The sequence below is a fragment of the Sorangium sp. KYC3313 genome (assembly GCF_052075895.1).
Lineage (GTDB): Bacteria > Myxococcota_A > Polyangia > Polyangiales > Polyangiaceae > Sorangium > Sorangium cellulosum_B.
Map to the genome: position 1 here is coordinate 5487029 of NZ_CP197255.1, position 23850 is coordinate 5510878.

Genomic DNA, 23850 nt, shown 5'->3' on the forward strand with positions numbered 1-23850 from the left:
CCTCGCGCCGCTCAGTCGCCGGTGAAGTGCGCCGGAGCCACCGAGTCCTCCTCTGGCTGGGGCTGCCCGGCCACGTCCAGATCCGCCTGCGCGACGCCGCCGTCACGAACGACGGCCGAGGTGCCCTCGACCGCCGAGGAGACCATGACCATGTAAGCGCCATCCGGCAGCCCTGTCGCCCGATAGGTCCCGTCGTTGCCCGTCGTGACGTGGCGCATGTCGAGCCCGGGCTCGCCCTGGTTGCACGCGACCACGACCTGGACACCCCGGAGCGGCTTCCCGCCGCTGGTGATGCGCCCGCGGATCTCGCCCGCGCTGTCCGCGGGAAGAGAGATGTCCCGCTCGACGACCTGCCCCTCACTCACGTTGGCGTACACCACGGTACGCTGCGACTTCGCCACCAGCTCGAGGCGCATGACGGCCGCCGGGAGCTTCTCGAAGCGATAGCGCCCCTCGGCGTCGGTCACCGCGTTCACGAAGCCGATGCTCCGGTGAGACGCCATGATCTGCGCGCCGGCGACAGGCTTGCCGTCGCTCCCCCGCACGACGCCGGCGACGCTGCCTCCCCTGGACATCCTGAGCTGGATCGGGTCGAGCGCGTCACATTGCGCGACCTGGACCTGGGCCGTCGTCGCGGCATAGCCGCCGTCATACGCGCGGACCAGGATCTCGCCCGGAGGGACACGCTCTAGCCGAAAGCGCCCTTCGAGATCGCTCTGGGCCTGGCTCGCGGCATCCATGGACCCCTGGCTCGCCGAGCCCGTGATGAAGCGCGTCTCCGCATCGAGGAAGATGCCGGCGAGCGGCGCGCCATTCTCGTCATGAACCGTCCCCGTCAGCGTGCACCCGCGCGAGAGCGTCAGCTCGACGTTCTGGGTCTTGTCGGGCCCGACATGGACGGGCGCCGAGAAGACAGGAGCGTAATCGGCCGCCGTGACCCTGAGGAAGACCGGCCAGCCGGGGACCTGCTCCACACGGAAGGCCCCGTCCGCCGCGTCGAAGCGCTTCGACCAGAGGGGCGCGGGCGCTGCCGTGCTGTCGGGGGACAGCGCGACGATGTCCACGGTGAACTGCGTTATCGGCTCCTTGCGCTCGTTGTAAACATGCCCCTCGACGATCCCGCTCCTCGGGATCAGCAGGGCGACATCGTCACCGCTGTGCGCGACGACGAGCATGGGGCCGTATCCCTCTTTGTTGCTGACGAGGTTGTAGGTTCCGTTCGGGGCGCGGATCTCGAAGCGCCCGTGCTCATCGCTCTCGGCCGACGCGGCCGTCGTGGGGAAATTGCCGGCGACGTCGAACGTCGTCGCGGCGATCGTGACGCCGGCGACCGGGGCGCCGCTCAGGTCGTAGACGGTCCCGGAGATCGGCGGCACCTCCGGGGCAGCTTGGTCCGGGGGCGCGGCGGGGCGATCCCATCGCGCACGGTTGACGTAGCCCGACTTTTGCTGATGCATGGATGAGCGGAGGGCGGGCTCGGGCAGCGCGGCGCGCGGCGCGTCGAGCTTCGGGCGGAGGAGCAGGAAGGCGGCGAGCGCGAGCGCCGCCAGCGCGCACCAGAGCGGCCATCGGCGGGGAGTAGCGTGATGCAGGACAGGCGGTTGCATGAGAACGTCTCCATCCGATCAGGGTGAGGGGGTTGCGGCGCTCGCTGCGATGTCACGATGACGAGGAGCAGGGCCCTAGGGGGGCGACTCCCGCTCGCCCTCGGGCAAGGCAGCGGCTGACACGGGCGATGATCGCTGGGCGCAAGCGAGCAGATCTCCCGGCCGCGAGGCGCGGTCCGGGAGATCTGCGCACCCGACGTCCGCATGGCGGCGCGTCGGGCGGCGCTCGGTCTTAGTTGATCGTGATGCCTTGGATGAAGCCGAAGGAGAACGGATCCCGGAACGTCCCGCCGAAGCTCGGCGTGCCGAGTGCCGTCTCGCCCAGGACGATGGAGGCGCTGATGGTGGTAAAGCCTGCACCTTGGGGCCCGAATGCCATGCCGAACTGATTGAATCCACTGCAGTTGGTATTGAAGCCAGAGCCGGCATACATGGTGGTATTGATGTCCATGTTCGGACAGTTGGGGTTGGTGGTCGTCTTTACCTCGCGGACCGTGCAGGAGCGGGACTGTGCCGCGTTGTTGGGGTTGGTCCAGGTCATGCTGATGAGGCATGTCCCGTTCGGGGCCAGGAGGTTGTCACTCAGGCCGTTGGCATTGATGACGGCGTTGAAGGTCGCCGTGCCGGCCGACGCCCCTTCGATCAGGATGGCGCGCGCGGGACCACCCCGGGCAACTGCCATGGCGCTCCCCGAGATCGACATGGTGGCGAGCGCGGCGAGGATAACGAGCTTCTTCATAAGAACAACTCCTTGTGTTTCGTGCCCTGTGGAACGTACGCCTTGAGATGAACGCGCGGCGATAACCCCCCACGGAGAGCGACGGATACGCCTGCTCTCGTGGAGCCCTGCGCTGACCGAAGACCGCTGCACCGGTGATGTCTGGCGAGGAGCTCGCGCGAAGGTCACCCTAGGCCTCGCCCTTTGCCATCGACTTCACGGCGCGTGGCGTCAGCGGAGAGAGCACGCCACGACGGCCCACTCCGAAGTACGCCCCTATGGAACCGGATATCCTATCGGCTTGGACAGGAACTCCTCGAATCGGACGGGGCTGACGATACCCCTCATTTCCCAACGAGCAAGTCCTGGAGAAAGAATGAATACATTAAACAAGCGAAAAACGCGTGGACGGCGCGCCACAGCTCGGGCGATCACCGTGGTTGCACCCAAACTAAACAATCTTGGAACATCCCAAAGCGCGCCACGGGTCGTCCAGCCGAGAATGCGCCTGTTTGTCAGGAGCATTGTCAGACATGTCCAGCGTGTTTCATTGAGCGACGCTGAGCGCACAAAAGGCCCCGTCCAGCGTGGCCGGTTCCATGTGCGCTTGTGTCCTTCATTGTGCGCCGTGCCAGGGGCCCCGCGGTGCGAGGCCGCCCTCGGGCCTCGTAGACGTCGCGCCGGTGCTTGCCTGACGAGGGACGCATCACAAGGAGAGGAGGGGATCTGTCCGATACGGACCGGACGGTTCACGAGGAATGAGCTCGAGCCGCGAGGGGCGGGCAAGCGCGCTCGCAGGGAGCTTTGAGGCGGGGCGATGGCGAAAGCCGTCCAGCGGCAGCGGCCGAAGCACCGCGGTGCGGCCGCGCCCTGCTCCGCGTGATCCGGCCTCCGTGCATCTTGACAAGCTCAGTCGGCGATTGGGACGTCAGAACTCGGGGAACCTCTCGTGGGCCGTCCGCATGCGTACCTGGGGCGGTCATCTCGTGTCCATCGGTCGATGACGCGACCAGGCCGAAGGCATGATGGGGGCCCGTGGGCCAGAGAGCCCCGCTGCTCAGCAGTCTGCGTGCGGCGCACACGTTCCGGGCTTGCCCTCGCCCGAAAGCGCGGCCGTATGGCTGTATTGTGGTGGGAACATAATGAATGAGCCGTCGACTTGCGGTCGTCGTGCCATGTTAGATTCGGCGGCGTCCGGCTCGCCAGGATGGCCGCGCACCCGTCGCTTTGGCGTCTGCGGCGGCCGGCGCGCATGCGCTGCGGGGAGAGGAGACGCCAGGAAGTACAGAATCGTGTCAAGCAACACCGATCTTGTCTTTCTGGAGGGGGCATTCGCAAAGCTGGAAGGTGCGCTCATCGGCGTGGAGGCGAATGCGTGCGATTCGTGGGCCGTCAGCACCCCATTGACCAAGCGCGAGCTGCGCAAGCTCATCAAGGCCACGTGCCGCAGCTTGTTGATCTTCACGCTAGAGGAGGCGGACAGCGAGTCCTCGTCCGATTCCGATGGCGAGCCCGCGGGTGACGACAATGACGAGGGGACCACCAAGCAAAAGCACCAAAAGATGTTCGGTTCCTGACTGCCTGGCGCCCGCGCCCGCCCTCTCCGATCTCGACGCGAGGCGGGGGCCGAGCGTCGGCGCAGCGGCGGGCTCGGCGCCACGCCCGCAGATACGCGCTGCTATAGTGCGCAGCGGTGCGCTTGAACTAGATTGAGGCGCTACTCATGCAGCTCCTGAACCTCCCACCCACCGAGCGCAGCTCGCTGTGCGCGCCGGGCGCGCCGTCGATGCGCTGCCGGCTCATCCCCGTCTTGCACAAGATCGATGGAACGCTCGAATGCGAGCTCGTTTCGTGCGACGAGGGCTGTGGCCTCGCGATGCCGCCGACGCTGAAGCCGCTCTCGGCCGACGAGAAAGACACCGTCCGCCGCTGGATCGCTCATGGCGCCGCGATCGATTGAGGACGAGGCCGCCGGCGGTCGATGGTTTCACTGACAAGGAGATCCGTCACGATGTCTCACTGGAACGGTTCGCTGTGGTTCACACGGTGCCTGCTCGCCGCGGCGAGCGCTCTGACGGTCCTGGGTTGCAGCGACGACGAGGAGGTGCGGCCGGCCCCGACGCCCGCAGCGTTCCGCACGCTCCCCGCCGTCCCCACGGGGGAGGCCCGGGAGCTCGAGCTGCCGCGGGCTCAGCCCCCTCACCGCTATCCCGACCTGCCCGAGGCCGTCAGCTCCTTCGGCGCCGCCCTCGCCGACGACACGATCTATACGTACGGGGGGAACCTCGGAGGAGGCTTTGCGGCCGAGCACCAGTCGACCGGGTTCCGGCGGCTCTCCCGCGCGCAAGGCGGCGCCTGGGAGGACCTCGGGGCCGTCGAGCACCTGGAGAGCATCGCGCTCGTGGCGCACGGCGGCTTCATCTACCGTATCGGCGGCCTCCGCGTGGACAGCGCCATCGACGAGCCGGAGGTCCTCACCCCGGTGGCGACGGTCCAGCGCTACGATCCGCGCGAAGGGACATGGCAGGCCATGCCGGACTTGCCCGAGGGGCGCTCCGGGCACGGGGCCGTGGTGGTGGGGGACCGGCTGTACGTGGTCGGGGGCTGGACGCTCGGGGGCCCCGGCGAGCTGCTGACCCGGGGCGTCGTGCTCGACCTCTCGACGCCCGACGCGGCGTGGGTCCCGCTGCCCGAGGCGCCGTTCGCGCTCCGCTCGCTGGGCGTCGCGAGGCGCGGTGACACGATCTATGCGCTCGGCGGCGTCGGCGAGGGGATGGCATTCTCGGGCGAGGTCTACCGGTTCGACACCAAGACCGAGGCCTGGTCGCCGGGCCCGGCGCTCCCCTCGGAGATCCCGATTGCCGGCTTCGGCGCGACGGCGTGCAACGACGAGCAGGACCTCTACGTCAACTTCGCCGACGGCCTCTTCCGGCTCGACGAGGCGGGCGACGGCTGGGAGCCAGCGGGAGCCCTGGAGTTCACGCGGTATTTCAGCCCCCTGATCTGTCCTGGCGACGGCGAGGTGATCGTCCTCGGCGGGCGATCCGCGGCGGACAACGAGCTGACCGCATCCGTCGAATCCGTCGACGTGGCGCGGTAACGGCCGCGCGCCGAGCGCAGGAGCGTCGGCTCGTAAAGTGGACCCGGCTCCAGTTTGCTGGAGTCGTGCACCCGTCGGGCATGCGGCGAGGAGCGGGTTGGCCTCCCTGGCTTCAGCGTGTGACGGGGATCGCGCAGGAGAACGTCGTCCCCGCGCCGAGCTCGCTGTCGACCGAGATCTGCCCCCGTGCGCCTCGACGATGCCCTTGACGATGTGCAGCCCGAGCCCCGCGCCCGCGCAGCGCGCCGCCCGCCCTTGCCAGCAGCGATCGAACAGGCGCGGGATGTCTTCGGGCCGGATCCGTCGGCTGTCTGCGACGTCACGACCAGCATCCAGGAGCTCGAGCCCGTGGTGGTCCATGCGGACCACGACACCCTGGCGCGCGGGCTCTTTCGCGTGCTGGTGAGCGCCATCCGGGCTGCGCGCCGCGGCGCCGTGCACCTCGCGCTCCGGGCGAGGCCGACGGGCGGAGAGCTGTGCCTCACGCTCTCACCGTCGTCCTGGCGCCGCGGCAGCCGCTTACCGCAGGAGCGAGCCATCACCACCGCCGATCGAACGGCGTCGTCCCGGCGATCCGATCCTTGCTCCGCGCGCCGCGAGTGCATCGACGCGTGTTATGCTCGCCCGTCTTTTCGCTTGGAGGAGGTCCAGCATGAGTCGATCATCGCTTGTCAACGTCGGGTTCGCGGCAATGTTCCTTGCGGCGGCGCCGCTGCTCCCGGCGTGCGCCGTCGGTCCGGACGGCACGGAAGAAGCCGAGTCCACCGGCCGCGCGAGCATCGCCCTGGTGGCGCAGACCAACGGGCACGTGTACCGGCTGAGCAACGCGCTCTTCAGGATCGAGGGGCCGATCGTCACGTACCTCGGCACCTCGGATGATCCGGGCGAGACGGTGCTCAGCGCGGCATTGCCCACCGGCGATTACGCGAGCACCCTGGAGCAGGGCTGGGTCTTGCAGCGCGATGACGGGGGCACGTTTGTGCCCGTGCAGGCGACGCTGCTCACCCCTCCCACCGCCTCATTCACTATTTACGATGGGGCCGTCACGCAGCTGGTCTATCAATTCCAGACGGACGGCGCGATCATCACCATCGGGGATGGGCAGCTGGACATTTCCATCGAGGTGACCGAGGTCGGCGGTGGCGGCGCGTGCACGCCGTTCGGCGCGGGCTGTGGCGGCGGCGAGTGGTGTGTTCCAGGAGAGCTGATGGGAGGGGTTCCGGCCTGCCTCCCGGGAGGCACCATCCCCGTAGGAGGCACCTGTGGAGGCGTCGAGGGGTGTGTGTCCAACGCCGCGTGCGGCGACCTGACCGGGGAGGGCGTCACCTTCACCTGCATCGAGCTCTGCCCGGGGAGCAGCTTCGGCGCGCCGTGTGCCAGCGGCGGGAGCTGCGTCGACATCGGCTACCCGGAGTTCGGGATCTGCTTCTGAGCGGGGTTCGCGGCGATCGTCGCCGGGAGCGCGCGGGCGGCTTCCGGCGACGGTCGCCTCGGGCGGCGACCCTCCGTCGGGTCAGCGCGGAATGAGGTTGCGGCAGCCGCTGCCGCAGGCGTCCCCGTCGCGGTTGTTGCCGTCGTCGCACTCCTCCACGTCCTGGACGACGCCATCACCGCAGTACTCGCCGAGCTTGCAGTCCTGCGCGCACTCGCCGTAGCCGCCGTCGTTCACGCCGTCGTCGCACTCCTCGCCCAGGCTGACGACGCCGTCGCCGCAGATGGGCTTGCACTCGCTGCGCGCCGTCGCGAAGCCCTGCAGCGTGAGCTTGAACGTCGACGCCGCGGTCTGGCGCTCGGCGTGGAACACGGCGATCTGGTAGACGCCGCCGTCCGTCAGGCCGAGGTCGATGTTCCGCGACGGGATGTTGTCGTTTGCCTCCGTGGCGTAGGTGACCCTGCCGCCCCCGTTGGCGCCGATGACGAGGCGCCCGTTGACGGCGCTGTGGATGCCGCCGACGTCGACCGCGAGGCGATCGTTGATGAACACCCACACGTCGTCGTCGCCCGTGAAGTCGAGCTCGTACTGCTCGCCCGCGTTGTACTGGAACCAGTAGCGGATCTCGCTCGTGAAATGGAAGTTGTGCTTCGGGCTGCCCTGCTCCTTCAGCCAGTCGCCGCCGCCGTAGCTCGGGAAGATGTCGGCCGCGACGCGCTCGGCCGCCGGGGTGAACGGATCGTCGTCGATCGGGAAGAACAGCGGGTTCCCGTCGTAGGTCTCCTCGATGTACCTCGCCCAGTAGACCCCGCCGCGCACCTCGCAGCTGTGGAACGCCTCGCTGTGGATGTCGCCGCACTGCGGGGTGCCCTGCGCCGACGAGGTGCACTCTTCGCCGTTCACCTCGTTGCCCACGTTGCCGCAATAGTGCGCGCTCTCCTGGGACAGCAGGGTCCACTGCTCGCCGTCCTCGCCCCAGCGGTTCACGAAGCGGCCGTCGCCGGTGTCCCAGAGCGTGAGGGTGGTGACCGTGGTGCTGTTGGTGCCGGGCACGTCGTGGTACCACTGGGCGAAGCTGTCCGCGCTCGTCACCAGGCTATTGGCGGCGGCCATGTACGTCGGCTTCTTCTGGGCGTCGAGCCGGGGCCCGACCATGTTGAAGATCGGCCTGCTGTTGGCGGGCCCCTTCGGCTCGAAGTCGGGGTGGGCCGCCTTGAAGTCGCGGAAGACGACGGGCACGGCCATCGATCCCGAGGGCTGGGGAACGGCGCAGGTGTATCCCGGCTCCTTCGTGCACGCCGCGGAGCAGCCGTCGCCGTCGATGTTGTTGCCGTCGTCGCACTCCTCGCCGAGCACGAGGCCATCGCCGCAGCGGGACGTGCAGGAGCCCGCGGAGCAATCGGGCTCGGCCTGGCAGCTCGCGGAGCAGCCGTCGAAGGGCATCGTGTTGCCGTCTTCGCAGCTCTCCGCGCCCTCTTGCGTCTTGTCGCCGCAGATCGTCGGCGTGCAGGCGCTCGGGCTGCCGCTGCACTTGAAGCCGACCTCCACCTTGCAGGTCGGCGAGCAGCCGTCGGTCGCCTCGGTGTTGCCGTCGTCGCAGAGCTCCGGGAACACCACGGCGCCGTCACCGCAGCGGGCGATACGCGTGCAAGCGACCCCGGGCAGCGGGCACGACCAGCCGAGCTCGACCGAGCGGCAATCCGCCGCGCAGCCGTCATCCCCCACCGCATTTCCGTCGTCGCACGCCTCGTCGTTGGTCAGGCCCCCGTCGCCGCAACGGAACGCGCTGTCGCTGTCGCCGATGTCCGATCCGCTCCCCGTGGTGTTGCCGTCGCCGAAATCGCCGCCGGTGGTGGTGGTGGGGTTGTCGCCGCCGCCACCGGGGCCGCCGCCTCCGGGAGGGCGGTCGGCGCTCGCAGAGCAGCTCGCCACCAGGGCGGCGCAGCTCGTGATGAAAATGGTTGAACCAAGCCACGAAGATCGGGGACGCATGACCTGCTCCTTCCGGTTGCCCGGGACCTCTCGGGATGCGGGAATTCGCGACAGTCTCCCACGCGGGTGCCCTGAATTCGAGCCCTTCCTTCGCGCGCCGCGGCCTCCAGGGCGGTTGAACAAGGCGACTCCCCCTGTGCGTCGACAAATCCTGAACCAGCGTCTCTTTCCCCCGAGGGCGGACCGCCTGAGGGACGTATACTCGCGCGCCTGCCGGCCCCCTCGTCACTCGCAGGGTGGCCGGCCCGTCACCGGACCTGGAGCGCTGCATGGTGCGATCGTCTGACTCGACCCGTCCTCCGGGGAGCGCACGCCTCCCCGGCGTGACCGCGCGCTCCCGGCGCTCCTGGCCCGGGTGGGCCGGCTTCTCCGGCGTGCTCCTCCTGGTCATCCTCGTGCCGTTCTTCCTCTTCGCCGACAGCCTCGAGGCCGCGGCGCGAAGGCTGCTCGCGGCGCCGCCCTCGCCCATCGCGACGGCGCTCGTCCTCGGCGGATTGCTCGCCGGCGATATCGTCCTGCCGGTGCCGTCGAGCCTGGTGAGCACGGCGGCGGGCGGGCTGCTCGGCTTCTGGCGCGGGACGGCGGTCTCCTGGGCGGGCATGATGGCGGGCTCGGGGCTGGGTTATCTGGTCGGCGCGCGCGCGGGCGCGCCGGCCTTGCAGCGGATGGTGGGCGAGGCGGAGCTCGCGCGCCTGACGCGGGCCGCCGAGCGGCACGGCCGCTGGTTCCTGCTCCTCTTCCGCGGCGTGCCCGTGCTCGCGGAGGCGTCTCTCGTCTTCGCGGGCGCGGGCCGCATGCCCTGGCGCGCGTTCGTCACGGTGACGGCCCTGGCCAACCTGGGCATCTCGGCGACCTATGCCGCGGTGGGCGCCTCGGCCGCGCGGCTCACGTCATCCCTGCTGCTGCTCGCCGGGATGGTGCTCTTGCCGGGGCTCGCGCTGCTCCTCGTGCGCCTGCCGGAGCGCCGGCGGAGGCCGCGAGAGGAGGGCGAGGGCCGCGGGAGAAGAGGGGAGTCGTGTTATCCGCTCAGCCGCCGGCACGCCCGCCGCCGTCAGGATCGATGAAGGCCGGAGCAGCGCGTCGACGCGCCGACGCGTCGCGTGCCCCCGTGACAGGCATCGTGGCGAGTCGTGGTCTTTCAGCTTGCCTTTTCCATCGACGAGCTCTGCCGATGTCCCCTTTCATCGACTTTGACGCTGTGCGCAGGGGGGATGACGCTACGCACCTATCGAATGACGCTGCGCGCCCTTCGGGAGCGCAGGGCGTCCAGGTGGTTCGGCAATTCATGTGCAACTTGAAAGTCAAGCGCCTCGTGGCGGTCGCCCCTCGTGCAGCGCTCCTGAAGGATCCCGCTGAAGGAGAGCGCCTCCTGCGATCCACCGTCGTGGGAAAAACACCGCCTTATCGATAACTGGTCCGGGCATCGGGGGGGTGCGTCTCGTCTTGACCCTCTGTTTGGTGGCGGGTAACATGCGAGTCCGGTTGGCAACCCGTCGGTGTTGCTTGATTGCGAATTCTGCGCAGGGTCGACTGTAGAGCGCGACCGACCGTTGATCTGGCTGAGATTGTCTTACGGACGAGCCTTGGGGGTTGTCGCTCGAAGCAGTGCGCCGTGTTCTGAATTTGTGCTTAACGAAAGAACGAACCTATGAGAATCCGAAGAAGCCATATCTTCTTGTGTTCCTTCGCCGCCCTTGCTCTGATGGGCATCGCCTGCGGTGGTGATGGATCGACCGCGGCGACCGGGGGAGGGCTGACGGGCTCCGGTGGCGCGGGCAGCGGCAACGGCAGCGGCGCGGGCAGCACCGTCGGCAACGGCAGCGGCGCGGGCAGCACCGTCGGCAACGGCTCGGGTGCGGGCAGCAGCGTCAGCAACGGCGCGGGCGCGGGCAGCACCACCAGCAACGGCGCGGGCGCTGGCGTCCCGAGCGGCAGCGGCAGCGGCAACCCGGACGCGAAGCCCACGCCGGACACCGACGACTCGCCGAACGGCAGGTTCCGGGTCAACCTCGACAACGGCCGCCTGACGCAGGACGGCACGGAGATCCAGGTTCGCGGCGGCAACTGGTTCGGGCTCGAGGGACAGGACGATCTCGATCGTCCCGGCGCCATGGAGCTCTTCATTGGATCGATGTGGTGGGCGGAGAACAGCGCCCCGCGCACGATCGCGGACACGATGAAGGAGCTCACCAGCTCCAACCTCAAGTTCAACACGATCCGGCTCCCCATCGCGCCGCAGACCCTGGTCGCCAACCACCCGGACGGCAACTACAGCACCACCTCGCCCCGGATCAAGAACAACGACCCGGACGTCTACCCGTACGCCAACGCGTACGAGGCGCTCGAGGACTTCCTCAAGCAGGCCAGCGCGAACAATCTGAACGTCATCATCGGCATCCACTCCTGCTCGAACCACCTCGGGTGGCGCGCGGGCAGGCTCGACGACAACAAGCCCTACGTGGACAGCGATCGCGAGAACTACGATTACAAGGCGGACGACTACACCTGCCTTACGGGCGAGGACGCCTACAACTACGACAAGTGGCTCGCGGACATCCGGAAGATCGCGCAGCTGCCCAAGAAGCTCAACATCAAGAACATCATCGGCATCGATTGCTTCAACGAGCCGTGGAAGTACAGCTGGCCCGAGTGGGCGGACATGGCCAAGGCCTGCTACGACGTCATCGCCGAAGAGAACGACGACATGATCGCGGTGGTCCAGGGCGTGTCCGGCAGCCACCAGCCCGCGGGCGCCAGCGGCCTGACGCTTGAGCCGGAGCCCCACGGTGATGAGAACCTCAACCCGAACTGGGGTGAGAACTTCTACGGACAGACGGCCTACCCGATCCAGATCCCCCGGAATCGGCTCTGCTTCTCGCCCCACACCTACGGGCCTGCAGTGTTCGTTCAGAAGCAGCACGTCGATCAGTCGAAGCCCGAGTGCGTCGGGCTCGAGGACGAGGCGGCCGCCAAGGCCGGGTGCGGGCTGGTTCTGGAACGCAGCAACGCCGATACTGTCGCGAAGCTGACAAAGCAGTGGGACGAGCACTTCGGGTTCCTGCACGACCAGAAGTTCTGCGTGATCACCGGCGAGTTCGGCGGCGTGAAGGACTGGCCGAAGAACGAGATGGACCCGGCGCTGGCCCAGCAGTGGGCGCACCTGCCTGCCGGCAAGCGCTACGACTGGGAGTGGCAGAACATGTACGTGGATTACCTCATCAAGAAGAAGATGACGGACTTCACCTACTGGTCCATCAACCCCGAGTCGGGTGATACGGGTGGTATTTACAACCACAAGTACACCGATGCGGACAAGTCGGGCTGGGGCACCTGGACGGGGCTGGACACCGAGAAGGTCGAGATGCTGGCCCGCCTCAAGTAGGCCGAGCCGCTGACGAAGAAGACCGCCCGCGGGCCTGGACCTGCGGGCGGTTCTCTTTTGTGACTTCCGCCGTGTGACGCCAGCTTGCCACGGCGGCGTCGACCCGGGTCGTGGCCGAGCGCCGCGCGGTCGGGGCGGATCGGGCAGCGCGCTCGCCGATCGGCGGCAGCGGCGCGCAGCCGTGTTCCGCGGCGCTCCCGGCTTGGATACGCTACTTCACGAGCTCCCCCGTCTCGTGTGTGCATCCGGGGGCCGAGCGCGCTGCTCTTCGAAGCCCCGCACCCGCCATGTACCGTACCGCCGCTCCCCTGCCTCCCGAGCCGCCCCGCGAGTGGCAGCTCATCGTCGAGGCCTTCCTGTACGAGCACCTCTCCGTGCCCGAGGCATGGCTCGCGCGCGCCGGGGGCACCGTCGCGCTGCTCGTCGGCGCGCGGATGCTCGCGCCCGAGCACCACGGGGAGAACCGCGCCTGGCTGTTCGGCGATCTGCGGCGGATGGAGGGCCAGCGGCCGCCGCTCCTCGCCCCCGCCTCGTTCGGGCTGGAGCGCGTGTGCGCGCCGGGCGAGGCGGAGGCCCTCCCGCGGCACGTCGCCGTGTGCCCCTGGCCCGACGCGGCGGGGATGACGCTGGCGGGCATCGCGCGCCACCTTCCGGGCTCGCGCTTCGAGATCGGCGCGGCGGCGGAGGTCGCGGCGCAGCTCGCGCGCGTGCGGCTCGCGGTGCCGCACGCGCGCTTCACGTACGCGCGCGTCATCGTCTTCGAGAGCGGCGAGGTGCGGGTCGCGCCGCCCCTGCCCGAGACGGAGCGCTCGGCCGCGCTGAGCCCTACGGGGTTCGAGTACCTCGATGATCTGGGAATCAGGGTTTCCCAGACCGGCGACCCCCGCGAGGCGGAGCCAGGCTTCGGCGTCGCGTCGGCGCTCTTCGAGCTCGTCGCGGGCTTCGGCGAGGCGGGCGGCGTGGCGAAGCGCCAGTTCCTCCACGCCGCGGTCACGGCGCAGCCCGCGCACCCGCTGCCGTCGGACTTCGGTGTGCGCAGCCGCGAGGTCGACGCCCTCGTCGCGCGGGGCACGTCGGGCGACGCGTCGCTCCCCGAGCTGGCGCAGGCGCTCGCGGCGCTCAGCCAGGCGCTCGACGGCGCAGCCGCGCTCGGGCGCGCGGTGCGCGCGAGCGTCGCGGCGGCCGCGCCCTCGCCGCCCCACGGGCAGACGTGGAATGGAAAGCGTGTTTACATGCTCTTCCCCGACGTGCAGGCGCTCCCTGTCGGCGCTGGCTGGCCGGGGCCCGAGCCCTGAAGAGACCGCGCCGCCGCGGCGCCTCGCGTGCGTCTGTAGCGCCGGGCGCGGCTAGGCGCAGCCCGGCGCCTCGTCGAAGCGGAAGAAGACCTGCTTGCCCAGGGAGCGGGACAGCTCGAGGATCATGTGGGGCCGGGCGGGTCGCATCGTCTGCCGTCAGGGGGCCTGCAAGTCCCGATCGGCGCTCGGGAACCAGCGCGTCGCGGCGCGGACCGCGTTGGTGGCCGCGCCGAGCCGAAGGTTGTCCCCGACCACGGTCAGGCACACGCTCTTCCGGTCGCGGTCCCGGGGATCGGGGCGGATCCGCCCGACCAGCGCGAGGTCTCGGTCCTGCACGCAGTGGAGCGCGCTCAGGCCCTCGCCGGCGGCGCCGGGGAGGTGCTTCACGAAGGGCGACTTCGCCGGATCGCCCAGGATGCTCGCGACCCGCTCGAGATCCACCGGGCGATCGAACGTGACCCACGCGTTCTCGTAGTGGCCGACCGCGACGCCGACCCGGCAGCACTGCGCGGAGACGCCGAGCTCCGGCATGCTCAGGATCTTGCGGCTCTCGAAGATGAGCTTCCGCTCTTCCGAGGAGAAGCCGCTCTCGTCGGTGCCGCCGTTGTGCGGGACGGTGTTGCCGGCGTAGCCCGACGTCTTGAACGGCAGGCCCAGCCGATCGAGGGCCTGGAAGCCGTCGCGCGCGTCCGCGAGGAACGAGTCCAGGGCGGCGATGCCGGCGCCGCTGACCGCCTGGTACGTGCTCACCGTGACCGCGCTCAGCCCGAACTCCCGGCGCAGGGGCGAGAGCGCGAGCATCAGCGGGATGGTCGTGCAGTTGGGGTTGGCCACGAGCCGGACCGAGTCGTCGACGATGCTCGAGTTCACCCCGGCGACGACGAGCGGCACCTTCGGGTCGGCGCGGTACGTGTTGCTCTTGTCGATCACGCGGTACCCGAGCTCCACGAGCCGCGGGGCGTACCGCTTGCTGTGATCGTCATCCAGGGCCACGAACGCGAGGTCTCCGCGGGGGGCGTCCTGCGCCTCGAGGCGCGACGCGCCGAGCACCTCGTACGACTTGCCGTCGAGGGTGAGCTCCTGGTCCCGGCTCGCGAACAGGGCGAGCGTCGCGCCGGGCCAGGCCCGCGCGATGAGGGTGATGGTTTCGCGGCCGACAAGGCCCGTGGCGCCGAGGATGCAGATTCGCATAAGGGCGCTCTTTACCAGACCGGGGCCCAGCCGACGAGGGGCGAGTGGCCGGGCGCCGCGGCGGCGTTCTGCCTACCTAGCCTAGCCGCACGCCGCGTCCCTTCCGCCCGCGTGCCCAGCCGCCGTCCCGTCGGCGGCCGGGGCGCGGCCCGCGCTCAGATGACCGTGCCCGGCGGGACGACGGCGTTCTTCGGGACGACCACGATGCCCTCCCGGGCCGCGTAGTACGGGGCGTCGCTGTCCGGCCGGTCGGGGATGTTGCGGATCACCACCCCGTCGCCGATGCGCGCGTTCTTGTCGATGATCGCGCCGTCGATCGTGCACCCCCGGCCGATGCCGATGGGCGGCAGGCCCCTCGTGCTCTCGGGGCCGTGGGCCTGGAACAGCGACTCGTAGTCCGCGCCCATCATGACCGTGTTCGACATGGAGACGTGGGGCCCGATGGAGGAGAGCTGCCCGACGACCGACCGGGAGATCTTCGACTCGACGATCCGGCTCCCCTCGGCGAGGAGCACCTGGTCGAGGACCGAGCCGGCGGTGACGTGGGCCGGAGGGAAGAACTGCGGGCGCGTGTAGATCGGCCGCTGCGGGTCGTAGAACGAGAACGGAGGATCGGAGTCCGTGAGCGCGAGGCTGGCCTCGTAGTAGCTGCGGATCGTGCCGATGTCCTCCCAGTACCCGTCGAACGTGTAGGTCATCATCCGATGGGTGTCGAGCGCCCGGGGGAGGATGTGGCTGCCGAAGTCGGAGGCGTTGTCGTGCTCGAGCATCTCGTAGAGCGCCTTCGCGCTGAAGATGTAGACGCCCATCGAGGCGAGCCACGGGGTCGCCGGATCGGGCACCTGCCGCACGTTGTCGAGCAGCTTCATGTCCTTCGGCTTCTCGATGAACCTGACCACCCGCCCGGTGTCGTCGGTGTCCACGATGCCGAGGCGCGACACCTCGGCCGTCGGGACGGGGCGGACGGCGAGCGTGACGTCGGCCCGGGTCTCGCGGTGGTGCTCGAGGAAGGGCTCGTAGTCCATGCGGTAGAGGTGATCGCCCGAGAGGATCATGACGTCCCGCGGGTTCGGCGATTTCACCTCGACGAGCTGCTTGCGGACGGCGTCGGCGGTGCCCTGGTACCAGTCGCTGTGGGTCGGCGTCTGCTCGGCCGCGAGGATCTGCACCGCGCCGGCGGAGAAGACGTCGAATCGGTACGTCTGCGTGATGTGGTTGTGGAGCGAGACCGAGTTGAACTGCGTGAGGATGTGGATGCGGTTGAACCCCGAGTTGAGGCAGTTGCTGATCGGGATGTCGACCAGCCGGTACTTGCCGCCGGTCGGGACCGCTGGCTTCGAGCGCAGCTTGGTGAGCGGGTAGAGGCGGCTTCCTACGCCTCCGCCGAGGATCAAAACCACCACGTCGTTGTGCTTCAAGCGGGTCTCCGCGAGGTGAGGGGGACGGTTCGACGCCCGGGACGATGGGCGCGGTTACACTAGCAGGAGTGGCGAACCCGCCGGGCTGCAGATCGCTCAGCGGCAGCGGGCTGGGCGGTCGCTCGGGCCGGGGGCTTCCCGGGCGATCGCCCCTGTCTGCTCCTCCACGCTGAGCGACGTGATCCGCGCGTCCGGCGAGGTGTCCACGCGCACGGCCAGCGAGAGCGCGCCGCGCTCGCAGCGCAGGCCGAAGCGCGCCGCCGTGGCGCTCTCCACCACGGCGGAGCCGTCGAGCGCGCACGCCCCCACCCGCGCGCCGGCGTCGCGCAGCGCCTTTCGCAGGGAGGTGAGGTGAGCCTCCGGGAACCAGCCGGGCCTGAGCCTGCGATCGAGCGCCTCGGCGCGCGCGCGGCCGATGACCGAGGCGACGGCCTGAGCGGCGCGGCGCAGGGGCGGGGAGGGCGGGACGACGCGCGCCGCCATGGCGCCGGTCGCCGCGAGCTGGCCTAGCACGTCCGCGTTGAGCGACTCGAGATCGGCGCCGGCGACGTTGGCGAGCGCGACGACGCCGACGCCCCGCTGCGGGAGGAGCGTCACCGACGCGGAGAAGCCGTCGATCAGGCCGTTGTGGAAGACCATGTGGCCGAGGTCGCAGTCCTCGCGCACATGCCAGCCGAGCCCGGGGCCGTCGTCGCCGCCGGCGGCCGGGAACGCCGAGCCGTTGCGCGCCATCAGGTGCGACTCGCGCACCGTGCTCCGCCGCAGGGCCCCCGTCTCGGGCGCGTCGCGCGCGGGCCAGGCGGCGAGCTCGAACCCGACGAAGCGACCCATGTCGGCGAGGCTCGCGTAGAGCCCCGCGGTCGCCTCGGAGGCCCCGAGCCGCCAGGGCTGGATCGGCGCGACGACGCCGTCGTCGGCGCTCCGCGCGTGGGGCGAGGCGAGCGCGCCGGGCGGCACCTGCGACGGGTCCCAGGCGGCGTCGCGCATGCCGAGCGGCCCGAGCACCGCGTCGCTCATGTAGCGCCGGTACGGCACGCCGGCGGCGCGCGCGACGACCAGCCCGAGGAGCGAATAGCCGAGGTTCGAGTAGGAGGTCGCGGCGCCCGGCGCGCTCTCGAGCCCGAAGCCGTCGAGCGTGGCCAGGATCTCCCGCTCGGTGACGTCGCGCGACGTCGACGCCGGAGGGAACACCCCGAGCCGCGGCAGGCCGGAGCTGTGCGTGAGCAGGTCGCGGACGGTGATCTGCCGCGCGTCGCGCGTCGGGTAGACGACGCCGGTGAGCGCCGGCAGGTAGCGCGCCGCGGGGGCGTCGATCGACAGCCGCCCTTCGTCGCGGAGCCGCAGTATCGCCGCCGCGGTCAGCGGCTTGGTGACGGAGCCGATGCGGAAGCGCGTGTGCTCGTCGACCGCCCCGCCCGCCGCGGCGTCCCGCACGCCGAGCACCGCCTGGATCGCGAGCTCCTCGTCGATGACGACGCCGAGCGCGAGCGCCGGCAAGCGCTCCCTCTCCGCGGCGCGCCGCGCGAGCGCCTGCACGTCGGCCGCCGCCGCGCGGAGCTTCCGCCCGCGCGCTGGATCGGGGAAGCGCGGCGTCGGCGCGGGCTCGCTGGCGAAGCGCTGGTCGAGCGGCGCCGCGGCCACCTGTGCGGCGGCTCGCGGCGCGGGCGAGGCGGCTCGCGGCGCGGGCGCGGTCGGCGTGCACCCGCAGAGGAGCAGGGGTGACGCGGAGAAGACGGCCGCGGCGAGGAGCGCGGCGAGCCTGTCGTCGATCGTCCTCAAGTCGGAGCCATGACTCTCGCTCTTCGATCGCGACCCGACAATGCGAAACGGAGCCGGTAGAAGGGGGCAGCGCTCGATTTTGGCGGTGGAGGTAGGCAGAGCGCGCGACGTGCGCGCAGCTCTGGGGTGGGGATCCCACGGTGTGAGCCGCGCGGGGCCGTGACGGCGCGCGCCGGATCGGGGGCGCCGGCGGCGTACGCGCCTACGCCTGCGCGAACCGCTCCTGGAAGGCCCGGTAGTTCGGCCGAGCGTCGCCCCGGTCGTACACCGCGAACACCACGCGCGAGAACGCGCCGCGGAAGCGCGGGCGCTCGAGGCACCGGGCGAAGACGTCGGCGACCTCGCGCGGATCGTTGCGGAAGACGCCGCACCCCCACGCCCCGAGGACCAGGCACCGGTGCCCGTGCGCGCCCGCAGCGGCGAGCACCATGTCCGCGCGGCGCTCCAGGGCGGCTCGGATCTCCTGGTCCGTGGCGTCGTCGCGCTGGAACGCCTCGCCGGCGTTCGGCGCCGGCGCCGTGATGATCGACAGCGCGAACGGCCGGTCGAGGAGGGCGTGCCGCTCGTCGCGGAAGAACGGGACGTCCGGCGAGTAGATGATGTGGTCGGTATAGAGAAAGCTCCCGCAGGCGCGGTTCTGGTCGTAATACTCGCGCTGCTCGACCAGGGCCGCGTACAGCGCCGAGCACCTGGCGAGGTCCTCCTCCTGGGCCTTGGCCCCGCGCAGGAACCCGCCCCCGGGGTTCTTGGCGGACGCGAAGTTGAGGGCCATGACGCGGGCCTCGCTCTGCTGCTCGATGAGCCGCCGTCCGGCAGCCCCCGTGGTCTCGCCGGTGACCTCGATCACCGTCGGGCGCTCGAGGCGCTCCTTCGGCTCCCAGGCGTCGAGTGATCCGGGCCGGTAGAGCACGGTCCCCTTCACCGCGGCGAGCACGCGGTCGCGGATGCGAACGGTCGCGCCCGAGGGCGCGACGTACTCGCCACGACTCGCGATCTGCACGGTCTCTGCGGCGATGCTGGTCAGCTTCATGCGCTCAAGGATTGGCGAGCCGCGGCCGCTCGTCCAGCGAAACGCGCGGCGCGGGCGCGGCGGGGCGCGCAGCCCCCTCTGCCGGAGGCGCAGGCGGGCCGGCGATTTCCTCCAGCCAGCGTTCACCCCGCTGGGGCCGTCGAGTACACGCGCGTCGCGCCGACCGCGAGGCCGAACGGCTCGCTCTGCGCGGTGACGAGCCGCTTCGGCTCGCGATCGACCGCCTCGAGCCGGTCCCGGCGGCGCGCGCAGCTTCGATCTCGATACGCAAGTCCTTGCACAGGTGCGCAAGCACCCGCTCCACGAGTGTGGACTCCATCGCACCGCGCTTGAGCTCTGGACCGCAAAGTCACGCCATCGCGCATGCGGCACGTCGCTTGCCAATATCGGACGACGAAACCGGACGCCATCCGCGTCAGTACCAGCAGTCGAGTCGGCCCGACCCGCCGTGGGGGCCCGTGGCGCCGTCCGGCGGAGCTCACTGCGGCGCTGCGCGCCCTCGCCTGACCCGGGAGGGAAAGGCATGAACGAGAGGTACCTGTATGATGAGTCATCCGTCTACGAAGTCTCGCGGTCTCCTTCATGGCACTCTTGGTCTCCTCGTCCTGTCGCTCGCGCCGGTCGGGTGCGCCGCCGGCGCGCCCGGGGGAGAGGAGATCTCCGAGCAGGTCGGCGATACGGAGGTGAGCTTCGACGCGTTCGAGGCTCGCACCTATCGTGAGCCGGAGAGCGGCATCTACATCGTCGATGGCGACATCCCCGTCGAGGGCCTCGACGGGCTCGAGCGGTTCTATGAGCGCCACGTCCAGCGCGGGGCGCTCATCGTCGGTCGGAGCCATGGAAGGGACGTGCGGTGGAGCGACAGGGAGAAGCGGAGCCTCAGCTACTGCGTGAGCGAGGCGTTCGGTGGCGACCATGGCGCGGTGGTCTCCGCGATGGAGAGCGCCGCCGGGGCGTGGGAGGAGGTGGCGGACGTCCGCTTCGTTCACCTCGCGGACCAGGACGACGCGTGCGACGCGCGCAACAAGAGGGTCGTCTTCGACGTGCGCCCGGTCGAGGGGCAGCCGTACTACGCGCGCGCGTTCTTCCCTGACAGCTCGCGCCGCGCGCGCAATCTCCTCATCGACTCGACCGCCCTCGGCCCGCTGGATCTCTGGACGCTCACGGGCGTCCTGCGGCACGAGCTCGGCCACGCGCTCGGGTTCCGGCACGAGCACACGCGGCCCGAGGCGGGCGCCTGCTTCGAGGACGACGGCTGGCGCGCCCTGACGCCGTATGACGCCGGCTCGGTGATGCACTATCCGTGGTGCAACGGCACGAACTGGGGCGACCTCGACCTGACGAAGCGCGACGCGCGCGGCGCCGCGGCCCTGTACGGCCCGCCCTGCCGGTGAGCTCCGCCCCGCGGCGCGCGCTGCGTCCCGCGCGCGCTGCGTGGCGCGCGCCGCGCCCGCGGGAGCGCTGGCGCGGTGGGGAGCCCGAGGGACCATGGCGCGCGCGCGCCGCGCGTGAGATCATGGCGCGCCATGGATGAGGTCGAGCTCGGCGTCCGGCGATACTCGGCCGATGTGGTCGCGCACCGCCACGCGCACCACCAGCTGGTCCTGCCTCTGGAAGGCGCGATAGCGCTCTCGATGGACGGTCGAGAGCTCAGGGCATCCGGGCTCTCGGGCGCTCTCGTCCCGTGCGACACCCGCCACGCTTTCGCGGCGCCGGACCGGAATCGCTTCCTCGTCATCGATGTGCCGCCCGCCTCCGCGGAAGCCCTCGGCGCCGCGCTGTGGTTCGAGCGGATCGCCGGCGGGTCGATCGCCCTCGACGCCGCTGCTGCGCACCTGGTCCGGACCGCGGCGGACGAGCTCGACCGGGGCGGCTCGGTCGCGCTGCGGCGGCGGTGGGCGGGGCTGCTCGTGCTCACGCTGGCCGAGCGCGGGGCGCGCGGCGCGCTCGGCCCGATGCGCGCCCCGGAGAAGCTGCGCCGCGCGCTGCGCTTCCTCGAGGACCACGCGCACGAGCCGCTCACCGTCGCGGACGTGGCTGCCCGGGCGGAGCTCAGCCCGGGGCACCTCCATCATCTGTTCCGCGCGGTCCTCGGGACGACGGTGCAGGAGCGCATCGCGGATCTGCGCCTCGCGCGCGCGACCGACCTCCTGTCCCGCACCGAGCTCGGGATCGCGGAGATCGCGCTCCGTTGCGGCTACGCCGACCAGAGCTGCCTGACCCGCAGCCTGCGGCGCCGCCGCGGCGTGACCCCGGCGGCCCTGCGTCGCGCGGTCCGGGCCGAGAGTCGGGGCGAGCCGCGGCGCGGGCGAGCGTAGTCGGGCCGCGGGCGCGCAGCCCAGGCGCGGCGAGCCGGGGCGCGGGCGAATGTCGCTGGGGCGCGAGCCCGTCGTCCCGGCACAGGACGGCGGAGCCTGGGCCAAGACGGCGGCCGGCCGGCGCGCCATGCTCGGCGCCATGTCGGACACGACGCACGGCGCCGCCCTATCGGACGCAGCGATGGCAGCGACGCCGGCCGCGCGCCCCTCGCGGCGAGCCGCCACCCTGGCGGGCGTCGCGGCGATCGGGCTCTGGGGCAGCCTCGCCCTGCTCTCGACCTCGGTGCGCAGGTTGCCGCCCCTCCAGGTGCTCTCGTCGACCTTCGCGGTCGCGGCGCTCCTCGGCGCGGCGCGGCTCGCCCAGCGCGGCAGGGGCGGTCTCCGCGCGCTGCGCCAGCCGCTCGGCAGCTGGATCCTCGGCGTGGGCGGCCTGTTCGGTTATCACGCTCTCTATTTCTATGCGCTCTCCGCGGCGCCGCCCGTGCAGGTCAGCGTCATCTCGTACCTGTGGCCGCTGCTCGTCGTCCTGCTCTCGGCGGCGCTCCCCGGCGGGCGCCTGCGCCGCGGGCACGTGGTTGGGGCGCTGCTCGGGCTCGCGGGCGTCTGGACGCTCGTCGCCGGCGCGGGCGCCGTCCGCCTGAGCGCCACACACGCGCCCGGTTACCTGGCCGCGCTCGGCTGCGCGCTCCTCTGGTCGACGTACTCGGTCCTCCAGCGCCGCTTCGCCGAGGTCCCCGCCGACGCCATCGCGGGCTCCTGCGCGGCGACGGCCGCCCTGGGCCTGGCCGGGCACCTCGCGTTCGAGCGCACGGTCGTGCCGACGCCCGGAGAGGCGCTCGGCCTGCTCGCGCTCGGGCTCGGCCCCGTGGGGGTCGCGTTCTTCGCGTGGGATCACGCGACGAAGCACGGTGACGTGCCGCAGCTCGGGGCGCTGTCCTACGGCGCGCCGATCCTCTCGACGCTGCTGCTCTGCGCCGCCGGCCACGCCGAGGCGAGCGCCCAGCTGCTCGCCGCCTGCGCCCTCGTGACCGTCGGCGGCCTCGTGTCGACCGCGCCCGGGCGCTCGTGACGGCGTCGCTCTTCTGGCCTCGCATCTCGCTGGTCGTCAGCGGTTCAGGGGTTGCGCCACGTGGGCAGCTCGTCGTCCAGGATGCCGGCGGTCGCGCTCGGCGTCGCGAAGACCTCCTTTGCCTCGCCGGCCGGCGCCCACAGCCCCGCGCACGTCAGCGCGCCCCCCATGATCTCGGGCTGCGCCGTCTGGCGCACCTGCACGTCGTCGGCGTGAACGCACACGTTGACGTGGACGCGTGGGTCCGCTCCTGGGCGCCGGGCCACCGCCTCGTGCAGCGTCGTCGCGACCAGGAGCGCCGCGCGCCGCGCTTCGCGCTCCTCGCCCGGCTCCGCCGGCAGGACGCGCACGCCGAGCACCTCGTTGCCGGTCGTCGAGGCCAGGATGAACCCCGCGCTCGTGAGCTCCGACTCGGCCATGTCGAGCACCTGCCCGAGATCGGCCGCGAGCGCCTCGTCGAGATCGTCGGAGCCGCCCCGCGTCCGGATCTCCAGGTACACACCCACCGCCGGAAGCGTCGGGTCGAGCTTGCTCTGCGCCCCCGACGCGGGCTCGTCGATCGCCTCCCGGAGCGCCCACAAGAGCTCATCGACCGAACCGAACCGGCGCTCCCGGCGCTTTTCCATGCAGCGCAGCACCACGGCGTCGATCTCGAGAGGAAGCGGGACCCGCAGGCTCGGAGGCATCGGCGGCTCTTCGAGGTGCTTCCTCACCATCTCGTCCATGTCGTGGGTGTGGAAGGGCAATCTCCCAACCAACATGCGATGGAGGAGCACCCCGAGCGCATAGACATCCACCCGTGCATCGATGTGGCCCCCCAGGATCTGCTCAGGCGCCATGATGGATGGCGTCCCGGGCATACGTCCGGCGGTGGTGAGCCAGGTCGAGCCCTCCTCGGGCGCCATCATCTTCACGATGCCGAAGTCGAGCAGCTTCACGGTCCGCGGTCTGCCGCGGCAGATAAAGATGTTGCTCGCCTTCACGTCGCGGTGGATGATCCCGGCCGCGTGCGCGGCCCCGAGCGCTGCGCAGATGGGCTCGAACAGCTCGAGCACCTCCCGGGGCGCCAGCCGCGTCTCGGCCCTGATCAGCTCGTCGAGCGTCTGCCCCTCGAGACGCTCCATCACGTAGAACGGTCGATAGTCATACAGCTCACCTACTTCGTAAATTTCTACGATATTGGGGTGAGACATCCGCTGTAACGCCTCGATCTCACGGGCGAAGCGCTCGACCACGCGGCGGGAGTGGGCCACCGCCTCGCTCAGCACCTTGACCGCGGCGGGCCTCCCCGAGCGGGCGTGCCTGGCGGCATAGACGACGCCGCAGCCGCCGCGCGCGATGAACTGTTCGAGGAGGTATTCGCCGGCCAGGGTCCCCGGCGCGAGCTCGCCGCGCGCGCCGACCTTCTCCACATCCGAAAACGGCCTCGTCTCGTCCTCTGTCATTGTCATCGTCTCGTCTCACCGTGCGGCGCGTCATGGAGCCGCGGTGCGTGCTCCTGTCGTCGTTCGGGAAGATA

The 23850-nt window shown here is 70.8% G+C and carries 19 protein-coding genes and 1 pseudogene; 10 read left to right on the forward strand and 10 right to left on the reverse strand.

Annotated elements, in window-relative coordinates:
• Positions 1-11: 11 nt before the first annotated feature.
• Both ACSRUE_RS21510 and ACSRUE_RS21515 read right to left on the reverse strand, forming a co-directional pair.
• The gene (locus tag ACSRUE_RS21510) at positions 12-1607 is read right to left on the reverse strand and encodes a carboxypeptidase regulatory-like domain-containing protein (RefSeq protein WP_441292628.1); all 1596 of its coding nucleotides are present in this window, start codon (positions 1605-1607) and stop codon (positions 12-14) included.
• Positions 1608-1839: 232 nt separating this feature from the next.
• Positions 1840-2346, reverse strand: coding sequence for a hypothetical protein (locus ACSRUE_RS21515; RefSeq protein ID WP_437791504.1), 507 nt, complete (start codon positions 2344-2346; stop codon positions 1840-1842).
• A gap of 1271 nt (positions 2347-3617) precedes the next feature.
• Here ACSRUE_RS21515 and ACSRUE_RS21520 point away from each other — a divergent pair.
• From ACSRUE_RS21520 to ACSRUE_RS21530, 3 genes are all read left to right on the forward strand, one after another.
• Positions 3618-3902, forward strand: a complete 285-nt coding sequence (locus tag ACSRUE_RS21520; protein ID WP_441292629.1) for a hypothetical protein — start codon at positions 3618-3620, stop codon at positions 3900-3902.
• A gap of 146 nt (positions 3903-4048) precedes the next feature.
• Positions 4049-4285, forward strand: coding sequence for a hypothetical protein (locus tag ACSRUE_RS21525; protein WP_441292630.1), 237 nt, complete (start codon positions 4049-4051; stop codon positions 4283-4285).
• Between the two features lie 51 nt (positions 4286-4336).
• Positions 4337-5425: a Kelch repeat-containing protein gene (locus ACSRUE_RS21530; protein ID WP_441292631.1), complete on the forward strand. Its 1089-nt coding sequence runs from the start codon at positions 4337-4339 to the stop codon at positions 5423-5425.
• A 207-nt stretch (positions 5426-5632) separates the two neighbouring features.
• Here ACSRUE_RS21530 and ACSRUE_RS21535 read toward each other — a convergent pair.
• A pseudogene (locus tag ACSRUE_RS21535) lies at positions 5633-5785 on the reverse strand (hypothetical protein); the annotation flags it as partial.
• A gap of 292 nt (positions 5786-6077) precedes the next feature.
• On the opposite strand from ACSRUE_RS21535, the gene ACSRUE_RS21540 reads away from it, so the two are divergent.
• A complete protein-coding gene (locus ACSRUE_RS21540; RefSeq protein ID WP_441292632.1) occupies positions 6078-6857 on the forward strand; it encodes a hypothetical protein in 780 nt (259 codons plus the stop codon).
• Positions 6858-6938: 81 nt separating this feature from the next.
• Here ACSRUE_RS21540 and ACSRUE_RS21545 read toward each other — a convergent pair whose 3' ends face one another.
• A complete protein-coding gene (locus ACSRUE_RS21545; protein WP_441292633.1) occupies positions 6939-8849 on the reverse strand; it encodes a DUF4215 domain-containing protein in 1911 nt (636 codons plus the stop codon).
• 269 nt (positions 8850-9118) lie between these two features.
• Here ACSRUE_RS21545 and ACSRUE_RS21550 point away from each other — a divergent pair, with 269 nt between their 5' ends.
• The 3 genes from ACSRUE_RS21550 to ACSRUE_RS21560 all read left to right on the forward strand — a co-directional run bounded on the left by ACSRUE_RS21550 (position 9119) and on the right by ACSRUE_RS21560 (position 13526).
• Positions 9119-9913 carry a TVP38/TMEM64 family protein gene (locus tag ACSRUE_RS21550; protein ID WP_441292634.1) on the forward strand — a complete coding sequence of 265 codons (795 nt, stop codon included), beginning with the start codon at positions 9119-9121 and terminating at the stop codon, positions 9911-9913.
• 584 nt (positions 9914-10497) lie between these two features.
• On the forward strand, positions 10498-12231 hold the full coding sequence (locus ACSRUE_RS21555) for a glycoside hydrolase family 5 protein (RefSeq protein ID WP_441292635.1): 1734 nt from the start codon (positions 10498-10500) through the stop codon (positions 12229-12231).
• 287 nt (positions 12232-12518) lie between these two features.
• Positions 12519-13526, forward strand: a complete 1008-nt coding sequence (locus ACSRUE_RS21560; RefSeq protein ID WP_441292636.1) for a hypothetical protein — start codon at positions 12519-12521, stop codon at positions 13524-13526.
• 156 nt (positions 13527-13682) lie between these two features.
• Here ACSRUE_RS21560 and ACSRUE_RS21565 read toward each other — a convergent pair whose 3' ends face one another.
• The 5 genes from ACSRUE_RS21565 to ACSRUE_RS21585 form a co-directional block, all read right to left on the reverse strand.
• On the reverse strand, positions 13683-14717 hold the full coding sequence (locus ACSRUE_RS21565) for an aspartate-semialdehyde dehydrogenase (protein ID WP_441292637.1): 1035 nt from the start codon (positions 14715-14717) through the stop codon (positions 13683-13685).
• Between the two features lie 155 nt (positions 14718-14872).
• Complete coding sequence (gene glgC, locus ACSRUE_RS21570) at positions 14873-16135, reverse strand: glucose-1-phosphate adenylyltransferase (RefSeq protein WP_441292638.1); 1263 nt, start codon at positions 16133-16135, stop codon at positions 14873-14875.
• Between the two features lie 96 nt (positions 16136-16231).
• Positions 16232-17914, reverse strand: coding sequence for a serine hydrolase domain-containing protein (locus ACSRUE_RS21575; protein WP_441292639.1), 1683 nt, complete (start codon positions 17912-17914; stop codon positions 16232-16234).
• Positions 17915-18116: 202 nt separating this feature from the next.
• Positions 18117-18944 (reverse strand): TIGR02452 family protein, encoded by an 828-nt coding sequence (locus ACSRUE_RS21580; protein ID WP_441292640.1) that lies wholly within the window; start codon positions 18942-18944, stop codon positions 18117-18119.
• 122 nt (positions 18945-19066) lie between these two features.
• Positions 19067-19225: a hypothetical protein gene (locus ACSRUE_RS21585; RefSeq protein WP_441292641.1), complete on the reverse strand. Its 159-nt coding sequence runs from the start codon at positions 19223-19225 to the stop codon at positions 19067-19069.
• Positions 19226-19486: 261 nt separating this feature from the next.
• Between ACSRUE_RS21585 and ACSRUE_RS21590 the strand changes: the two genes are divergently transcribed.
• The 3 genes from ACSRUE_RS21590 (at position 19487) to yddG (ending at position 22331) form a co-directional block, all read left to right on the forward strand.
• Entirely contained in the window at positions 19487-20338 is an 852-nt protein-coding gene (locus ACSRUE_RS21590) for a matrixin family metalloprotease (protein WP_441292642.1), read from the forward strand.
• Positions 20339-20470: 132 nt separating this feature from the next.
• Positions 20471-21262 carry a helix-turn-helix domain-containing protein gene (locus tag ACSRUE_RS21595; RefSeq protein ID WP_441292643.1) on the forward strand — a complete coding sequence of 264 codons (792 nt, stop codon included), beginning with the start codon at positions 20471-20473 and terminating at the stop codon, positions 21260-21262.
• 181 nt (positions 21263-21443) lie between these two features.
• Positions 21444-22331 (forward strand): aromatic amino acid exporter YddG, encoded by an 888-nt coding sequence (gene yddG / locus ACSRUE_RS21600; protein WP_441293112.1) that lies wholly within the window; start codon positions 21444-21446, stop codon positions 22329-22331.
• Positions 22332-22375: 44 nt separating this feature from the next.
• On the opposite strand, the gene ACSRUE_RS21605 is transcribed toward yddG, so the two are convergent.
• Entirely contained in the window at positions 22376-23782 is a 1407-nt protein-coding gene (locus ACSRUE_RS21605) for a serine/threonine protein kinase (protein ID WP_441292644.1), read from the reverse strand.
• Between the last annotated feature and the right edge of the window lie 68 nt (positions 23783-23850).